This is a genomic window from Hyalangium ruber (assembly GCF_034259325.1).
GTDB classification, from domain to species: domain Bacteria; phylum Myxococcota; class Myxococcia; order Myxococcales; family Myxococcaceae; genus Hyalangium_A; species Hyalangium_A rubrum.
Genome location: NZ_JAXIVS010000017.1, coordinates 170,069 through 186,708, shown reverse-complemented (window position 1 = coordinate 186,708; position 16,640 = coordinate 170,069). Strand labels below are relative to the sequence as shown.

Annotated in this window: 13 protein-coding genes; 4 read left to right on the top strand and 9 right to left on the bottom strand. The window is 69.3% G+C overall.

The features are described 5' to 3' along the window. Nucleotides 1-8: 8 nt before the first annotated feature. From htpG to SYV04_RS37150, 3 genes are all read right to left on the bottom strand, one after another. Entirely contained in the window at nt 9-1,940 is a 1,932-nt protein-coding gene (htpG, locus tag SYV04_RS37160; RefSeq protein ID WP_321550787.1) for a molecular chaperone HtpG, read from the bottom strand. 101 nt (nt 1,941-2,041) lie between these two features. Then, nucleotides 2,042-2,599 carry a hypothetical protein gene (locus SYV04_RS37155; protein WP_321550786.1) on the bottom strand — a complete coding sequence of 186 codons (558 nt, stop codon included), beginning with the start codon at nt 2,597-2,599 and terminating at the stop codon, nt 2,042-2,044. Then, a complete protein-coding gene (locus tag SYV04_RS37150; RefSeq protein WP_321550785.1) occupies nt 2,596-3,111 on the bottom strand; it encodes a restriction endonuclease in 516 nt (171 codons plus the stop codon). Before SYV04_RS37150 ends, SYV04_RS37155 begins: the two co-directional genes overlap by 4 nt. Before the next feature lie 195 nt (nt 3,112-3,306). On the opposite strand from SYV04_RS37150, the gene SYV04_RS37145 reads away from it, so the two are divergent. The 4 genes from SYV04_RS37145 to SYV04_RS37130 all read left to right on the top strand — a co-directional run bounded on the left by SYV04_RS37145 (nt 3,307) and on the right by SYV04_RS37130 (nt 7,471). Further along, entirely contained in the window at nt 3,307-5,016 is a 1,710-nt protein-coding gene (locus tag SYV04_RS37145; protein ID WP_321550784.1) for a dipeptidyl-peptidase 3 family protein, read from the top strand. Between the two features lie 10 nt (nt 5,017-5,026). Then, the gene (locus SYV04_RS37140) at nt 5,027-5,782 is read left to right on the top strand and encodes a fatty acid desaturase (protein ID WP_321550783.1); all 756 of its coding nucleotides are present in this window, start codon (nt 5,027-5,029) and stop codon (nt 5,780-5,782) included. A gap of 66 nt (nt 5,783-5,848) precedes the next feature. After that, the gene (gene msrP / locus SYV04_RS37135; protein ID WP_321550782.1) at nt 5,849-6,847 is read left to right on the top strand and encodes a protein-methionine-sulfoxide reductase catalytic subunit MsrP; all 999 of its coding nucleotides are present in this window, start codon (nt 5,849-5,851) and stop codon (nt 6,845-6,847) included. A 3-nt stretch (nt 6,848-6,850) separates the two neighbouring features. Then, on the top strand, nt 6,851-7,471 hold the full coding sequence (locus SYV04_RS37130; RefSeq protein WP_321550781.1) for a protein-methionine-sulfoxide reductase heme-binding subunit MsrQ: 621 nt from the start codon (nt 6,851-6,853) through the stop codon (nt 7,469-7,471). Between the two features lie 61 nt (nt 7,472-7,532). On the opposite strand, the gene SYV04_RS37125 is transcribed toward SYV04_RS37130, so the two are convergent. The 6 genes from SYV04_RS37125 to SYV04_RS37100 form a co-directional block, all read right to left on the bottom strand. After that, a complete protein-coding gene (locus tag SYV04_RS37125; protein ID WP_422724008.1) occupies nt 7,533-7,937 on the bottom strand; it encodes a response regulator in 405 nt (134 codons plus the stop codon). A gap of 251 nt (nt 7,938-8,188) precedes the next feature. Then, the gene (locus SYV04_RS37120) at nt 8,189-9,424 is read right to left on the bottom strand and encodes a hypothetical protein (RefSeq protein ID WP_321550779.1); all 1,236 of its coding nucleotides are present in this window, start codon (nt 9,422-9,424) and stop codon (nt 8,189-8,191) included. Beyond that, a complete protein-coding gene (locus SYV04_RS37115) occupies nt 9,421-11,943 on the bottom strand; it encodes a TonB-dependent receptor domain-containing protein (RefSeq protein WP_321550778.1) in 2,523 nt (840 codons plus the stop codon). Before SYV04_RS37115 ends, SYV04_RS37120 begins: the two co-directional genes overlap by 4 nt. 2 nt (nt 11,944-11,945) lie before the next feature. After that, nucleotides 11,946-13,592, bottom strand: a complete 1,647-nt coding sequence (locus SYV04_RS37110; RefSeq protein WP_321550777.1) for a serine/threonine protein kinase — start codon at nt 13,590-13,592, stop codon at nt 11,946-11,948. Between the two features lie 64 nt (nt 13,593-13,656). Further along, the gene (locus tag SYV04_RS37105) at nt 13,657-14,901 is read right to left on the bottom strand and encodes a DUF1501 domain-containing protein (protein WP_321550776.1); all 1,245 of its coding nucleotides are present in this window, start codon (nt 14,899-14,901) and stop codon (nt 13,657-13,659) included. Nucleotides 14,902-14,909: 8 nt separating this feature from the next. Then, nucleotides 14,910-16,478 (bottom strand): DUF1800 domain-containing protein, encoded by a 1,569-nt coding sequence (locus SYV04_RS37100; protein WP_321550775.1) that lies wholly within the window; start codon nt 16,476-16,478, stop codon nt 14,910-14,912. Between the last annotated feature and the right edge of the window lie 162 nt (nt 16,479-16,640).

Here is a 16,640-nt window from a genome sequence, read left to right as displayed (position 1 = left end):
CCGGGCCGTCAGGCCGGGGCGTTGGAGCCAGAGGCCAGCTGGGTGAGCAGCCCCGTCATCCGCTTCGCGAAGCGGTTGGGGTCCTCCAGCGTGCTGCCCTCGGTGAGCAGTGCCTGGTCGTGGAGCAGCTCGATCCACTCGGCCACCTGCGCCGAGCCCGCATCCTTCTCGGTCAGCTTGCGCAGGTGCTCGATGACGGGGTGGGTGGGGTTCACCTCGAGGATGCGCTTGGCGCGAGGCATGTTCCGCCCGTGCTCGCGCAGCAGGCGCTCCAGGAAGGCGGGTGAGCCGCCCTCGGGCAGCACCAGGCACACCGGCGAGTCGGTGAGGCGATCCGACACGCGCACCTCGCGGATGGCGTCCTTGAGCACCTCCTTCATCCGCTCGGTGAGCGCCTTGAGGCCCTCGGAGCGCTGCTCCTTCTCGCGTTTCTCCTCGTCCGTCTCCTGGAGCTTCAGGTCCGCCTGCAGCGCGGACACGAGCGGCTTGCCGCTGAACTCGCGCAAGCCCTGGGCTGCCCACTCGTCCACCGCGTCGGTGAGGTAGAGCACCTCGTAGCCTCGCTTGCGCAGCGCCTCCAGGTGGGGCGAGCCCTCCAGCGCCTTCCGCGACTCACCGAAGACGTAATAGATGGCCTGCTGGCCCTCCTTCATCCGCGACACGTAGTCGGCCAGCGAGGTGAGCCCCTCGTCGCGGCTGCTCTCGTAGCGCACCAGCGCGCCCAGCTTCTCGCGGTGCTCGGTCTCGGAGGTGAGCCCCTCCTTGAGGATGGCGCCGAAGCTCTTCCACAGGGTGAGGTAGTCCTCCGGCTTGTCCTTGGAGAGCTTCTCCATCAGGTCGAGCGTCTTCTTCACCACGTGCTTGCGGATGGAGCGCACCACCGCCGAGTCCTGCAGCAGCTCGCGCGAGACGTTGAGCGGCAGGTCATCCGAGTCCACCACGCCGCGCACGAAGCGCAGCCAGGGCGGCAGCAGCTCCTCGCAGTCGTCCATGATGAAGACGCGCTTGACGAACAGCCGCACCCCGCGCCGCTTGCCGGCGGCGTCCAGGTCGAACGGCTTGTTCTTGGGCAGGAAGATGAGGCCGGTGAACTGCTGGTGGCCGTCCGTCTTGAAGTGCGTCCACGCCAGCGGCGGCTCGAAGTCGTGGGTGAGGTGCTTGTAGAACTCCTGGTACTGCTCGTCGGTGAGCTCCGACTTCGGGCGCTGCCAGAGCGCGCTGGCCTTGTTGACCGTCTCGAAGGAGGTGGTGGTGCCCTTCTCGCCGGTGCTGGCGTCGATGACCTCCGAGGGCTTCTTCACCTGGAGCAGGATGGGGTGGCCGACGTAGTCCGAGTACTGGGTGATGAGCGAGCGCAGGCGCCACTCGTCCAGAAACTCCTTCTGGTCCGGCTTGAGGTGCAGGGTGATGGCGGTGCCGCGCGAGGCGCGCTCGGCGGGCTCCACGGTGAAGGTGCCCTTGGCCTCCGAGGTCCACCGGAAGGCGGCCGAGTCCTTGCCAGCGGCGCGGCTCACCACCTCCACCCGGTCGGCGACGAGGTAGGCGCTGTAGAAGCCCACGCCGAACTGGCCGATGAGGTTGACGTCCTGCTGCCCGCGCTGGGCCAGCGACTCGAGGAACTCGCGCGAGCCGGAGTGGGCGATGGTGCCCAGGTTCTTCACCAGCTCGTCATGCGTCATGCCGACGCCGGTGTCCTCGATGGTGAGCGTGCCCTTCTCCGCGTCCGGGATGAGGCGGACTTCGAGTGCGGGTGTGTCCCCGAGCAGCTCGGGCTCGGTGATGGCGCGGAAGCGCAGCTTGTCCAGCGCGTCGGACGCGTTGGATACCAGCTCACGCAGGAAGATCTCCTTGTGGCTGTAGAGCGAGTTGATGACCAGGTTGAGCAGCTGGTTGATCTCGGCCTGGAACGAATGGGTTTCGCGCTGGGGTTCGACGGACATGGCTCCTCCGGGCGCCTTGGGGGCGCGACCCTGTCCCCATAACCATTCCAGGAGCGTTGTCGAGTCGGAGGACTGCCTGCCTGGGCCCCGGCCGTTCAGTATCAAGGCGAGATGAGCCAGGTTTCGGGCCTGAGCGGTGCGTGGAAGTCGAGAAGGGCCCGTATCTGGGGGTGGGATGCCAGCGGGCGAAGGTCGATGGAGTCCAGGCGTCGGCGCAGTTCCGGCAGGAAGTCCTCCGGCTGGACATTCAGCAACTCCGTCAGGACCTGCTTGGGATGCGCCTGGGCGCGTTCCAGCTCTTCCAGGGTGACCGCACGGCCCACGAGTTGGCGCAGGAGTTCCGGCTCATGGAAGAAGACGATCTCCAGCTCGGGCCTGAAGAGGACGATCTTCCACCGGTCACGGTAGGCGACCATGCCCATCAGGTTCTCCAGTCGGGCCATGCGCGTGCGGATCTTCCCGAAGTTGAGTGTGCCCGTGTTGAGGACCAGGGCGACTCGCAGCCCATCCGCGAGCTTGGAGCGAGCCGAGGAGACGGGCGCCGCGCCCCCTCCAGGGCTGACGCTCACCCGGAGCGATTCCCCCAGGTGCGGCTTGAGCAGGTGTTCCAGGATCGCCGCCTCGCATTCACCTTCCGTGACGACACGTAGGATTCTCAAGCGTCCTCCTCGCTGCCGAGCTGGTAGTCAGGCGTGGCCTGTTCCACGGCCTTCCGCCACTTGAGCTGGAGCCCTGCGCGCATACCGTTCATCAACGCGTGGGTGATGTCGGCGCCCTTCCACAGCAGGACATTTCGGGTGGGGTGCCGCGTGGCTTCCTCGACGGCTGGCTCCGTGAAGCCGCTGGAGCTGAACAGGAGGCCGATGGCGGCGGAGGGACGACGATCCAGCCGGGCCTTGAATCGGGCGATGGGGCCAAAGCCGAGGCGATGGGCCTGTTGCTTGGACTCAACGAGGCAGGACATGCCATCAACGAAGACAGCGCCATCGATCTGCTCGGACCTGCTCACGAAATAGGGCCAGACGACGTGGGCTGTCTCCACCTCGAAGGCGCGAAGGATGAGGTATTCGAACGCTTTCCCCTCCGCCCACCCGTCGACGGGCTTCCCCTCCAAGAGCCAGTCCCAGAGTCGGAGCAGGCCCAGCCGGTCCAATGTGCGTATCTGCTCCACGTAACGGTGCTCCCTACCCATGACATTCCCCGCCCGACGCCCTACCCACCCTGATGGGAGAGTAACCTGACGGGAGACCTACCGGATAGGTCTGACAGCGGCTGCCAACCCCTTCGTCATCCAGGGGAAAGAGCGCGGAAGTCAGACCACAGTCGTGCTCCCCACCTGCCAGGGAAGGCGCTAAGACGCCGGCCCATGACACGCTCCCTCCTGTCTCTCCTCTCGGCGGTGCTCCTCGCGGGCGCCGCACGGGCCGATGAGCCCAAGCCCACTTCCTACCCGGATGCCGCCCAGCTCCAGCGCATGACGGCGCGCTTCGCCCCGGTGGACCTCCAGGTCGACACCTCCAAGCTCCCCGCCAACGAGAAGCGCGCCCTCGCCAAGATGGTGCAGGCCGCGCAGCTGATGGACACCCTCTTCCTGCGCCAGGTGTGGGCCGGCAACGAGACGCTGCTCCTGGAGTTGGTGCAGGACACGACGCCCCTGGGCCGCGCGCGGCTGCACGCGTTCCTCCTCAACAAGGGCCCCTGGTCCCGCCTGGACGAGGCGCGCCCCTTCATCCCCGGCGTGCCCGCCAAGCCCGAGGAGGGCAACTTCTACCCGGCCGGTGCCACCAAGGCCGACCTCGAGAAATGGGTGAAGGCACTGCCCGAGACCCAGCAGCGAGAGGCCACCGGCTTCTACACCACCCTGCGCCGCGCGCCGGACGGCAAGCTCATCTCCGTGCCCTTCAGCGTGGAGTACCAGGGAGAGCTCGTCCAAGCCGCCCAGCTCCTGCGCGAGGCGGCGGCGCTCACCCAGCAGCCCACGCTCAAGGCTTTCCTCTCCGCACGCGCCGACGCCTTCCTCTCCAACGACTACTACGCGAGCGATGTGGCCTGGATGGAGCTGGACGCCACCGTCGAGCCCACCATCGGGCCCTACGAGGTCTACGAGGACAACTGGTTCAACTACAAGGCCGCCTTCGAGGCCTTCATCACCCTGCGCGACGACGCGGAGACCCAGAAGCTCTCGCGCTTCAGCTCCGAGCTGCAGGGCCTGGAGAACGCCCTCCCCATCGATCCGAAGATGCGCAACCCGAAGCTCGGCGCGCTGGCGCCCATCCGGGTCGTCAACAGCGTCTTCTCCTCGGGTGACGCCAACCGGGGCGTGCAGACGGCCGCCTTCAACCTGCCCAACGATGAGCGCGTCACCGCCGAGAAGGGCAGCAAGCGGGTGATGCTCAAGAACGTGCAGGAGGCCAAGTTCCAGCGCGTGCTCCAGCCCATCGCCAAGGTGGCGCTCGCCGCCAAGGACCGCAAGGACGTCTCCTTCGAGGCCTTCTTCACCCACATCCTCATGCACGAGCTGATGCACGGGCTGGGGCCCCACAACATCTCCGTGAGCGGCAAGGAGACCACGGTGCGCCAGGCGCTCCAGTCCTCCTCCAGCGCCATCGAGGAGGCCAAGGCGGACATCTCCGGCCTCTGGGCCCTGCAGCAGCTGGTGAACAAGGGCTCCCTGGACAAGGCGCTGGAGCGCACCATGTACACCACCTATCTGGCCTCCATGTTCCGCTCCATCCGCTTTGGCGTGGACGAGGCCCACGGCAAGGGCGTGGCGCTCCAGCTCAACTACTTCCTGGACACCGGCGCGGTGAAGGTGAACGCGGATGGCACCTTCGCCATCGTTCCCGAGAAGATCCAGGCCTCGGTGACGGACCTGACCAAGCAGCTCATGGAGCTGCAGGGCCGCGGAGACCGCGCCCAGGCCGAAGCCCTGCTCGCGAAGCTGGGCGTGGTGCGCCCCGAGGTGAAGCGCGTGCTCGACCGGCTGCAGAACGTCCCCGTGGACATCGAGCCGCGCTTCGTCACCGCCGACCAGCTCGTGCGTGAGTTCGGTGGCTCCGAGCCGACCAAGCCATAATGCTTGGCGCATGAGTACCCGCGTCCACCATGGTCCCTGGGGAGTGCCCCTCGCGCTGATCATCCTCGGCGCCTGGCTGGGGCACCTCGCCTGGCTGCTCACGGCGGACGGGCTGTCGTGGGCTTCCCCGCTTACCTGGCTCCATGTCGTGGTGCAGAGCTACCTGTGTACCGGCCTCTTCATCACCGGCCATGACGCGATGCATGGCACGGTGAGCCGCCGCCGCTGGGTGAACACGGCGGTGGGCACGGTCGCCTGCTTCCTCTTCGCGGGGCTCTCCTACCGTCGGCTGGTGGTGAACCACCGCGCCCACCACGCCGACCCGACAGGCGAGGGCGATCCGGACTTCTCCACGCGCTCGCAGTCCTTCTGGGTGTGGCTGGCCACCTTCATGGTCCGCTACACCACCGTGTCGCAGCTCGTCATCATGGCGGTGAAGTTCAACGTGCTGGAGTGGCTGGGCGTCCCCATGTGGCGCCTGTGGCTCTTCTGGGGCGCTCCCGCGCTGTTGGGCACGCTCCAGCTCTTCTACTTCGGCACCTACCGGCCGCACCGCCGCCCGGACACCGCCGAGATGGCCCCCCACCACGCGCGCACCCTGCCGCGCAACCACCTGTGGGCCATGCTCTCCTGCTACTTCTTCGGCTACCACTGGGAGCACCACGAGTCACCGTCGACCCCCTGGTGGGCCCTGTGGCGCATGAAGGAGGCCCGCGAGCGTGCCGCGGCCCTGGCCTCCCCGGCCGAGGTGGAAGCTTCCCGGTAGGCAGGGGAGGGAGCCTGGCGTTCTCAGTGGTAACCGGGCCCCGAGTTGCCGCGTAATGCGGGTGCCATGTCCGACAAGAAGGCGCCAGAGCCCCCCAGCTCCGAAATCACCCCCGAGCAGCAGTACCTGCGTCGCCGCGAGTTCATCAAGAACGCCGGCCTCTTCGTAGGCGCCGCGGCCGTCGTGGGCGGTGGCATCTACCTGCTGGGCATGAAGCGCACCCGGCCCATGGATCGCTACGTGCCGGATGGGGGCGGGCTGGCCTCGCTGCCCACCGCCAACACGCAGGGCCCCGGGCCCTACGACACCGACGAGAAGCCCACGCCCTTCGAGGACATCACCACCTACAACAACTTCTACGAGTTCGGGCTCGACAAGAACGACCCGGCCCGAAACGCCCACACGCTCAAGACCCGGCCGTGGACCGTCACCATCGACGGCGAGGTCCACAAGCCGCAGACGGTGGACATCGACCAGCTCATCTCCTGGTCCCCCCTCGAGGAGCGCGTCTACCGCATGCGCTGCGTGGAGGCCTGGTCCATGGTCATCCCCTGGCTCGGCCTGCCGCTGGGCGCCCTGCTCAAGCGCGTGGAGCCCACCAGCCGCGCCAAGTACGTGGCCTTCACCACCCTGGTGGACCCCGAGCAGATGCCCGGCCAGAAGCGCCAGGTGCTCGACTGGCCCTACGTCGAGGGCCTGCGCCTGGACGAGGCCATGAACCCGCTCACCCTCATGGCGGTGGGTCTCTACGGCAAGACGCTGCCCAACCAGAACGGCGCGCCGATGCGGCTGGTGGTGCCCTGGAAGTACGGCTTCAAGGGCATCAAGTCGATCGTGAAGATCACGCTGACGGAGCAGGAGCCGCCCACCACCTGGAACCTCTCGGCGCCTCACGAGTACGGCTTCTACGCCAACGTGAACCCCCAGGTGGATCACCCCCGCTGGAGCCAGGCCACGGAGCGCCGCATCGGCGAGTACAGCCGCCGCCCCACGCTGCCCTTCAACGGGTACGCGGAGCAGGTGGCCTCCCTCTACGCTGGCATGGACCTTCGCAAGAACTACTGACCCATGGCCCCCCCGCCGCTGCCCTGGCTCAAGCCCGCTGTCCTCGTCGGAGGCCTCGCTCCGCTGGCGCTCCTGGCGTTCCAGGGAGCGCAGGGCACGCTGGGCGCCAACGTCATCGAGGTGGTGCTCAACCAGACCGGGTTGATCGCCCTCGTCTTCCTGGTGCTGTCGCTGGCGTGTACCCCGGCCAAGCTGCTGTTCGCGTGGACCTGGCCCATGCGCCTGCGCAAGCTGCTGGGGCTGATGGCCTTCGGGTACGCGGTGCTGCACTTCCTCACGTACGCGGTGGCGGATCAGGGACTGGCGCTGGGCGCCATCGTCGAGGACATCGCCAAGCGGCCCTTCATCACCGTGGGCTTCGCCGCGCTGATGCTGCTGGTGCCCCTGGCGCTGACCTCCACGAACGCGGCCGTACGGCGCATGGGCTTTCCCGCCTGGCAGCGCCTGCACCGGCTCGCGTACGTAGCGGCGGCGCTGGGCGTGGTGCATTTCATCTGGCGGGTGAAGAAGGACGCCACCGAGCCGCTCGTCTACGCCAGCGTGCTCGCGGTGCTGCTGGGCATCCGGGCCATCGAGGCGATCCGCAAGCGCCGGCGGGCCCGTACTTCGCCACGCCCGGCCTGATACACGGCCTCGCCTCTCGAGCGGGGCATGCGCCCCAGCTCACGGACTTCCCTGCAACGACTCAGGTGTTGCGCGGCAGGATCGTGTCCACCAGCGTCATCAGCTGCGCGCAGCTCACCGGCTTGCGCACGAAGGCGTTGATGCCGGCCTTCTGGCCCAGCGAGCGGACCTCGGCCACGTTCGACTCGCCCGTCATCATCAGGATGGGCGTGCGGGCGATGCGCATGTTCTTGTTGGCGCGCACCTGGGTGGCGAACTCGGCGCCGTCCATGCCCTCCATGCGGAAGTCGGTCAGCACCAGGTCGATCCCGCCCTGGTCCAGCAGCCGCAGGGCCTCCTCACCGGACTCGGCCTCGACGTACTCGAAGTTGCGAGCCATCAGGTAGATCTTCAGCAGCGTCCGGATGGAGCGGCTGTCATCGATGAGCAGGACGCGCTGGGACGTCCCCGTGGCGACTTTCAACACTTGGCGAGCCGACTCCACGGCGGGACGAGGAACGGAGATAGCGGCGACAGGAGCGAGCGTTGCAGCCTTCATAGACCTTGCCTCGTTCGTTCAGGAAAATCCCCCTGAACTGCATAATTTGAATAATGCAGGAATCCAGGGTGGGTGTCAAAACAAAGTTAAGTCCGAGAAACAGGTAAATCGTACAGCACCCGAGGCCAGGGTGGGAAGACCCAGGAGCGCGGGGACGAAATACCTGTCAAATCCAGGGTTTAGGGGATTTCCAGAACGAAGGCCTGGCGCTCCAGGGGAGGCAGGCCCAGCCGCTCGGCCAGCGCCGGGGAGAGCTCGTTGGGCACTCGCCACGTCTGTCCGGTCGACTGAAGGACGATGACCGCGTAGCGGCCGGAGGGCACCTTCGCGAGCATCGCGGGCGCGCTGGCGTCCCGTGCATCGAAGGCGATGGGACGCACGGCCAGGGTCAGCTCCTTCAAGGGCAGCACGGCGTCCATGCGCGGGTTGCCCTCGGCGTCGGTGAGGCCGCTGATGAACGTGTCGGGTACGAGGCCGGAGGCGAGCACCACGAGGTCCGGCTTGCCGTCCTGGGAGCCGTCGGCGTGCGCATAGTCCACGCCCTGGGTGTCGAGCACCCCGTTGTTGTCCAGGTCGTTCTCGTCGGTGAGCGCGGCGCCGTTGGCGAGCTTGCGCACCACCACGCGCGGCCAGAGGTCCGGGTTGCCGTCGCGGTTGGCGTCATCCGGCACGCCATCGTGGTTCTCGTCCATGAAGCGCACGAGGAAGAGCGGGTCCCGCAGGTTCATCACGCCCTCGGGCATGGCGCGGGAGTGGAGCTTGAGCACCTTGAGGTTCTCTCCGGCCTCGAAGCGCGAGGTGCCCTCCACCTCGAAGGCGGGGCGGTCGGTCGGCACGGCGGCCGCGTCGGAGAAGCTCACCGGCACGCCCAGCACGGGCAGGGGCTCGCCGCTGGCGCTCACGTCCACCTCCACCACGCGCTGCACGCGGGTGAGCGGGTCGATGGCGGCGCCGGCCACGTCTCCTCCATTGGGCTCGGCGGTGACGTTGAACCAGGGGATGAAGTCCGGGCCATGGCAGAACGCGCCGCCGATGCGGCACGGGTCCCCGTCGATGAAGCCGCGCAGCAGGTAACGGCCCGGAGGCACCAGGGGGAAGATGAAGGGCGCGGTGAAGGGCCCCACGGAGGCAGTGCCGAGCTCCGCGCCGAAGAGCTCCTCCTGGGGCACCACGGTGAAGGAGAGGGGGCGCCCGGTGCCCTGAGGCGGCGGCGGGCGCTCGGCGTCGTAGAGGAACACCACGGCGTTGCCGCGAGCACGGCCCTGCAGCACGACGGTGCCCTCGATGCGCGCCGTCTGCGTCTGCTGCTGGCGGTCCTCGGTGGCCACGACGTCCGGCGGCTCGCAGCCCAGCGGCAGGAGGGTGGAGAAGCAGAGGCCCACGAGGGCCAGGCCTCGGGCGGCGGAGCGGTTCATGGAGTCACCGTCAGCGTCGCGTAGACGCGGCGCTCGATGCGGTTGCCGAGCGGGTGCTGGTTGTGGGCGCTGGCCAGGTTCGAGCCCACCAGGGCCACCGTGAGCCGATCCTCGAGCACCTCGTAGCCCACGCGGGCGTTGAGCAGGGTGTAGGCGGCCAGCGGGTTGGCGATGAGCTGGATGCTGGTGGGGTCCGCCGCGTTGGGCTCGCGTTCGATCCAGGTGGTGCCCGAGGTGTAGGTCGCGTCGATGCCGAACTCCAGGTCCGCGCGCGTGCGGTAGGTGAGGCCACCGAAGAGCTTGAGCTGGGGCGCCTGGTTGCACGGGCCGCACTGCTCGTTCGCCTCGCCCTCCGCCGACACCTTCTGCAGGGCGGCGCTGGCCTTGATGCCCAGGCCGTCGATGGGGGCCAGGGAGACGCCGGCCTCCGCCCCGCGCGAGACATAGGTGGCCTGCTCGTTCTGGAAGAAGGAGCGGCCCAGCAGGTACGTGCCGGTGCTCGGGTCGAAGGACTCGTTGGCCGGCAGTCGCTGCACCGCCGACAGGTCGATGAGGTCCTTCACCGTGTTCTGGTAGAGGGCCACGTCCCAGTCGATGCCCAGGGCGGGCGCCTCGCCGCGGTAGCCCAGCTCCAGGGCCACCAGCCGCTCGGGCTTCAGGGAGCGGCTGCCTCGGGTGTTGGCGCTGGCGCCGGGCACGCCGGGAGCGGGGACGAACAGGTCCGTGTAGCTCTCCAGGAAGGTGGGCTCCCGGAAGGCGGAGGCCGCGCTGGCGCGGAAGGCGTGCCCCTCGATGGGGATGACGATGGCGGACACGCGAGGCGAGTGCGCCAGGCCCGGCTTGCCCGCGTCCAGCAGCGGGTGCCGGTCCACGCGGTACGAGGCCAGCAGGCGCAGGGGGCGCACCGGCCGCCACTCGTCCTGCACGAAGGCGGCGGCGTGGAACTCCTCTTTCAGCCCGGGGCCGAGGTAGTTCCACGTCACGCGCTTGAGGCGACCCTCGACGCCGACGTTGAGCTGGTGCTCTCCGGCCAGCTCGAAGCCCTTGCTGAAGAGGGCCTCTCCGTTGAAGAGGTGCGAGGTGACACGCGTGGCCAGCGAGCGCTGGCCGATGGGCTCGTACTGCGGCCCCGCGTCCACGTTCAGGTGGTTCCAGAAGAACTTGAGCTTCACCGGCCCCAGGCCCCCGTCCGCCTTGGCGTAGGAGGTGATGCCGTCCATGTAGAAGTTGCGCAGCACCCCCAGCGGGTACAGCTCCGTGGAGAAGCGGTTGAGGCCCGCGGACAGCCCCAGGTCGAAGCCCGGCGCGAAGGTGTACTCGGTGGACAGGTTGCCCCGGGCGCCGCGGTGGCCCACGGTCTCCTCGGGCATGCGCCGCACCACGTCCTGGCGCTCCTCGGCGAAGTCCCGGCTCCACTTGTCCATCTGCCCGTAGCCCACGGACATGCGGTAGCGCAGCGCGCCCGTGGCTCCATGGCTGAGGAAGGAGCCTCCCGCGGTGTTGCCGCCACCCGCGATGGCCTGGAACTGGGCGCGCGGCCCGGTGCCCGGCGCGCGGGTGATGATGTTGACGACGCCCAGCATCGCGTTGGCGCCGTACAGGGCGCTGCCCGGTCCGCGAATGACCTCGATGCGCTCGATCTCCTCCAGCGCGATGGGCATGCTGGACCAGAGCGTCATGCCCAGGAAGTCCTGGTACTCGGTGCGCCCGTCCACCAGCACGAGCACCTTGTTGGCCACGCGCTGGTTGAAGCCACGCAGCGAGTAGTTGGCGCTGCCCACGCCCAGCTCCATAACGTCCGCGCCAGGCACCCGGCGCAGCAGCTCCACCAGGCTGGTGGCACCCGAGAGGCGGATGTCCTCGGCGGTGATGACCGTGGTGGCGTTGGGGGCCTCCAGCGCGGACTGGGCGCGACGGCTGGCCGTCACCACGCGCTCCTCGTAGGGCACCGCGCCCTCGTCATCGGTGGAGGTGCCGGAGCCCTGCGCTCCTGGCGTGGCCGTACCGGGCGTCGCCGAGGGAGCGGGGACAGGCGTGGCGGGCGCCGCGGGCAGTGCCTCCGCGCGGGCAATGGCCTTCTCCAGCCGCTCGAGGAGCGCGGCCATGGCCTGCGCGTCCAGCGCGGGGCCGCCCTTCTGCGGGGGCGGAGGCATAGGGAGTGGATCGGCCGGCTTCGCGGGCTCGGCCGCGTTCACCGTGGCCTCCAGCCGGGCGATGGTGGCGCGTACCGACTCGGCGTCCGGTGGGTTGAAGGTGAGGTAGCGCCGGTACCACTCCAGCGCCTCGACCGAGCGGCCCGCGTCCAGGTACGCGCGCGCGATGTTGTAGAGGACGTTGGGGTGAGGCTTGATGACGTAGGCCTCTTGCAGCTCGGCGATGCCCTGGTCGAACTGCCCCTGGGCGATGAGGCTCATGCCATTGCGGAAGTGGCGGCGCGCCTCCAGGCGCTCGTCGGCCATGGCATTCCCCGCGAACAGACACAGCGCGAGGACGCCGGCGTGCTTGAAAGCTCCGGGCATTTTCACTGGTAGGGATCGTCCTTGTAACCACGCGAGCCTGACGACTTGGGCCGCGAGCTCTTCTTCTTCAGCTTGTGCGTGAAGCGCACCTCGGGGCCCTCACCCTCGGCGGTGACGGTGGCACGAGGGTAGCCAGCCAGCTCGAAGGTCAGCTCGGCGCTCGCACGGCCCGCGTCGTCTGCGGGGAGCTTCAGCTCCAGCGGCGTCTGGCCCAGCTTGCGGCCCGCGTGCGTCACCCGGGCGCCGCTCGGCTCGCTGGCGATGAGGAAGCGCACCTGCGCGGGCAGGGCCGGTGCCGTCTCGGTAGGCGGCTTCTGCGCGTTGGGGACGAGCTCCTCGGGGACGGGCTCCGCGTTCGACTCGGGGGTGAGCGCCTTGAAGGCGGGAGCGGTCTCCTGGACGGGCGCGGGAGGCGGTGGCACCGGGGCGGTGGCCACGGGCTGCTGCGCGGGCGGAGGCAGCACTGGCGGAGGGCTGGGCGTGGGCGAGCGCAAGGCGAGCACCAGGGCCACGCCGACGCCGAGCAGCACCGAGCCGCCGAACAGGGCCATGGCCAGGGAGTTGCGGCGCTTGCGCGCCTCGGGCTCCTCCACGGAGATGTCGAGCGCCACGGTGGACGCGCCCGAGGGCGAGAGGGCCGAGGCTGGCGGGGAGATGGGGCCGGTGAGCGGCCCGGTATTGCCCACGCCGGGGAAGCTGCGCGGGCCGGTGAACACGCCGCTGATGCCGCCGTTGGCCGAGGCGCGGCGCATGCTCTCGAGCACCGCGTCCATGGAGTCGAAGCGGTCCGCGGGGCGCTTGGCCAGGCACTTCATCACCAGCGCCTCCACCTCGGGAGGGATGGTGTGGTTGGGCCACAGCGCGGAGAAGGCCGGCGGCGGCTCGTTGAGGTGCTTGACGATGATGTCGATGCTCTGCTCGGCGTGGAACGGCGGGCGGCCCAGCAGCATCTGGTAGAGCACCACGCCCAGCGAGTACACGTCGCCGCGCGGATCCGAGATGTTGCGCGCCTGCTCGGGCGCCATGTACTGCGGCGAGCCGAGGATGACGCCCGCCTGCGTCAGCGACACGTCGGCGGGGAACTGGCCGCCGTCGGGGATGAAGGACTTCACCAGGCCGAAGTCCAGCACCTTCACCACGTCGTGATCCGTCTCCTGATTGAGGATCATCACGTTGGCGGGCTTCAGGTCGCGGTGGATGAGGCCGATCTTGTGCGCCTCGCGCAGGGAGCGGGCGATCTGCTGGGCGATGTTGAGCGCGCGGGCCCACGGCAGGGGGCCCATCTGCGTGAGGAGCTGGGAGAGCGTCTGCCCTTCCAGGTACTCCATGGCGATGTAGTAGATGCCGTCGTCGGTCTTTCCGTAGTCGATGACGGTGACGGTGTTGGGGTGGCGCAGCCGGGCGGTGACGCTGGCCTCGAGGAAGAAGCGACGCTGGAAGCCCGGGTCCTTGTCCTGACCGTACTGGGGATTGAGGACCTTGAGCGCGACGGGCCGGTCCAGGGGCGCTTGCATGGCCTTGTAGACACGGCCCATCCCGCCGGAGCCCAATGCCTCCAGGATCTTGAAGCGCTCGTTGAGGACTTTTCCCAGCAGGGGATCCACCACGGTGGGTGGCGCGCCCCCGGCTGAGGCGTCGCTTTCAATCATGGGCTTCCCCGCCGCCCCCGGGCGGCTTCATGGCCAATCCTGGGGGTATGGTAGCACCGGACCTTCAGTCACCCAAGAGACGGAGCAGGGCGGGCCGCGCGCCGAGCCCTGGAAATACGGCCTCCGGCGTGAGCAGGCCGCAGTGCGTCATGAGGGCCTCGGCGAGGACGTTGCGCACATCGGTGAGCGAGGGCACATCTCTCCCATCTAACAGGTTGGGTTCGGACAGACCCCTCCACGGTCCTGCGACTCGGCCGCCGCGCACGGTGCCGCCCAGCAGGAGGACGGCGCCGCCGGTGCCGTGGTCGGTGCCTCGGTTGCCATTCTCCCGGGCGGTGCGGCCGAACTCGCTGAGCACCACCACGAGCACGTCGGCCAGCCGGGGGCCCAGGTCCGTGGCGAAAGCGGCCAGGCTCTCGCCGAGGTCCTTCGCCCGGGTGGCGAAGGGGCCTTTGCCGCGTCCCTGGAGGATGTGGGTGTCCCAGCCGCCGGACTCGGTGGCGGCGAGCTGAAGGCCGACGTCGGCGTGGATGAGACGGGCCAGGTCCTGCAGGCGGCGACCGAGGGGCGAGCGGGGATAGGTGGCGCCATGCTGGGGCGGCTGGTCGGCGAGCTGGCGGTCGGTCACCAGGGAGAGCGCCGAGGAGGTCTCCACGCCGGTGGTGCGCAGGGCCTCGTCCACGGCGGAGGCATAGAGCGAGTCGAAGCTGAGGGCGCCGGTGCGCCTGGGGACGCGCAGGCGGAAGCTCTGCAGGGAGTCGAGGGCGAGCGCCGGAGCGTCTCCCGCCAGGGCGCGGGGGAGGGTGGGCTGCAGGGCCACGGCGCGGAAGGCGCCGGCGGAGGGATCCACGGGCAGCAAGGCCAGGGCGCGGTTGAGGTAGCCGTCGCGGGTGGACTTCACGCCGGGGGTGCCGGACTCGACGAAGTCCTGAGCGTCGAAGTGGCTGCGCACGGGGTGGGGCAGTCCCACGGCGGGAACGGCGGCGAGCACGCCCTCGCGCCACCAGGGGAGCAGAGGTTCCAGGCCTGGGTGGAGGCCGAAGGTGTCGTCCAACCGGAGCGCCGCGTCCTCTGCCGAGCCCGGTGCGGCGAGCGCGAGCTGTGGACGGAGGCGGTAGTAGTCCGGGTCTCCCACGGGTGGCAGGAGGGAGAGGCCATCGGCGCCGCCGCGCAGGAAGAGGGTGACGAGCACCTTGCGGCGGCCGGTGGGGAGGGCCTCGGCGGCGCGGGCGAGGAAGGGAGGCAGGGTGGCCAGTCCCAGCAGGGAGAGGCCGGCGGAGCGGAGCAGGGCGCGTCGGGACAGGGACATGACAGGCCTCACTGCTTCTGGAACTCGGGGGAGCCGAGGAGGAGGCCGACGGCACGGCGCACGTCCACGGGGCGCACCTCGCCATCGGGCATGCGCTCGTCCTCGCCCGGCTCGAGGGCGGCCAGGAGCGTGGCGCGCGTCTGGGGAGAGAGGGGCTCGTAGAGCAGGCGCAGCGCCAGGGCATCCACGAGCGCGCCAGTGTCGGCGGGAGGCGGCTGGGGCACGAGCGCCATCACGTTCACGTCGGTGCCGCGCACGCGGTCGGAGGCGAGGGCGAGGGCGAAGTTGAGGCGGACCACGAGGGCACCTGCGTTGACCCAGGGCGCGGCGTGCTCGGGGTAGCCGGTGGGCGCGGGGGCGCGGTAGAGGGGCTCGCCCATGCGCTCCACGGCGCGGGCCAGCGGGAAGTCGCCAGTGGTGGTGCCGCCGAGGGCGCGGATGCTGGAGGCCACGAGCTCCAGGGGCGTCCGGGTCTTGGCGCTCCAGGCCGCGTCGGACCAGAACTCGGGAGAGGTGAAGAGGGCGGTATAGAGGGCGCGCAAGTCTCCGTCGGTGTCGAGGAACACCTGGGCCAGCCGGTCCACGAGCGCGGCCGGGGGCTCATCCGAGACGAACTTGCGCGCCAGCTTGGTGGCGAGGAAGCGCGCGGTGGCGGGGTGACGGGAGAGCATGTCCAGGACGCGTTCTCCGTCCTGCTCACCACCGCCCGCGGGGAAGGTGTGGCCCAGCACGGTCTTCTCTCCGGCGTCATGCGCACTGGCGCGGAAGACGAAGGAGGGAGCCACGCGTGGGCGGTTGAGGGACCAGCCGGTGAAGATGCGGGCCACTTCGCGCACGTCCTGCTGGGTGTAGCCACCGTCCACGCCGAGGGTGTGCAGCTCGAGTAACTCGCGGGCGTAGTTCTCGTTGAGGCCGCGCGCGTTCTTGCGGAAGGCGGGAGGCATGCCGGAGCGGCGGCGCGGGGGCTCGAAGCCGTCGCGGACGCTCGTCCAGTTGTCCAGGTAGAAGAGCATCGCCGGGTGGCGGGCGGTGGCGCGGAGCAGGTCACGGAAGCGGCCGAAGACGTGGGGGCGGATGGCGTCGCGCTCGTAGGAGGTGACCATCCACCGCACGGGGCCCTTCTCGGCGGAGACGTTGAAGTGGTTGAACCAGAAGTCGACGAGCACCTCCTGGAGTTGGTGCTGGCTCTCCACGGCGCGGATGAGCTTCTGGGCCATGAGGTCGCCTGCCACGCGTCGCGGCAGGGCGTCGGGGCCGAGCATCATCGTGAGATCGCGGCGGTCTTCACGGGTCTCTAGGGGGAAGCCCAGCTCGCGAGCCTGCTGGCGCAAAGGCGGGTAGCGGGCGATCAGCTCCTCGGTGCTCAATCGCAGGGTGGGCAGCGGCGCCAGACGCGCGGCCATGGCCTCATCCGGGAGGTGCTCGGGATAGAGCTGAAGCGCCATCCACCGGGCGACTCCGAGGCGACGCACCTCCTGCCAGTCCTGGGGCGAGGGCCCATAGGCAAGGCGTCGCAGCGCATGGAGCGCGCGCTTCTCCTCGCTCCAACCGCTGTCCGGCAATGCGAGTGAGGGCACGGAGGGCGCGGTCGGAGTCGCGGACGGAGGAACCGAAGGCTTGGAGGCCGAGGCGCACCCCAGGACAAGGAGTGCCGCCAGGCACCACAAGGCTGAGCGACGAGGCATCGAGTCCATCACGCTGTCACCAACCCGGGGAGGGCCAAAAAGTTTCATTCCCTC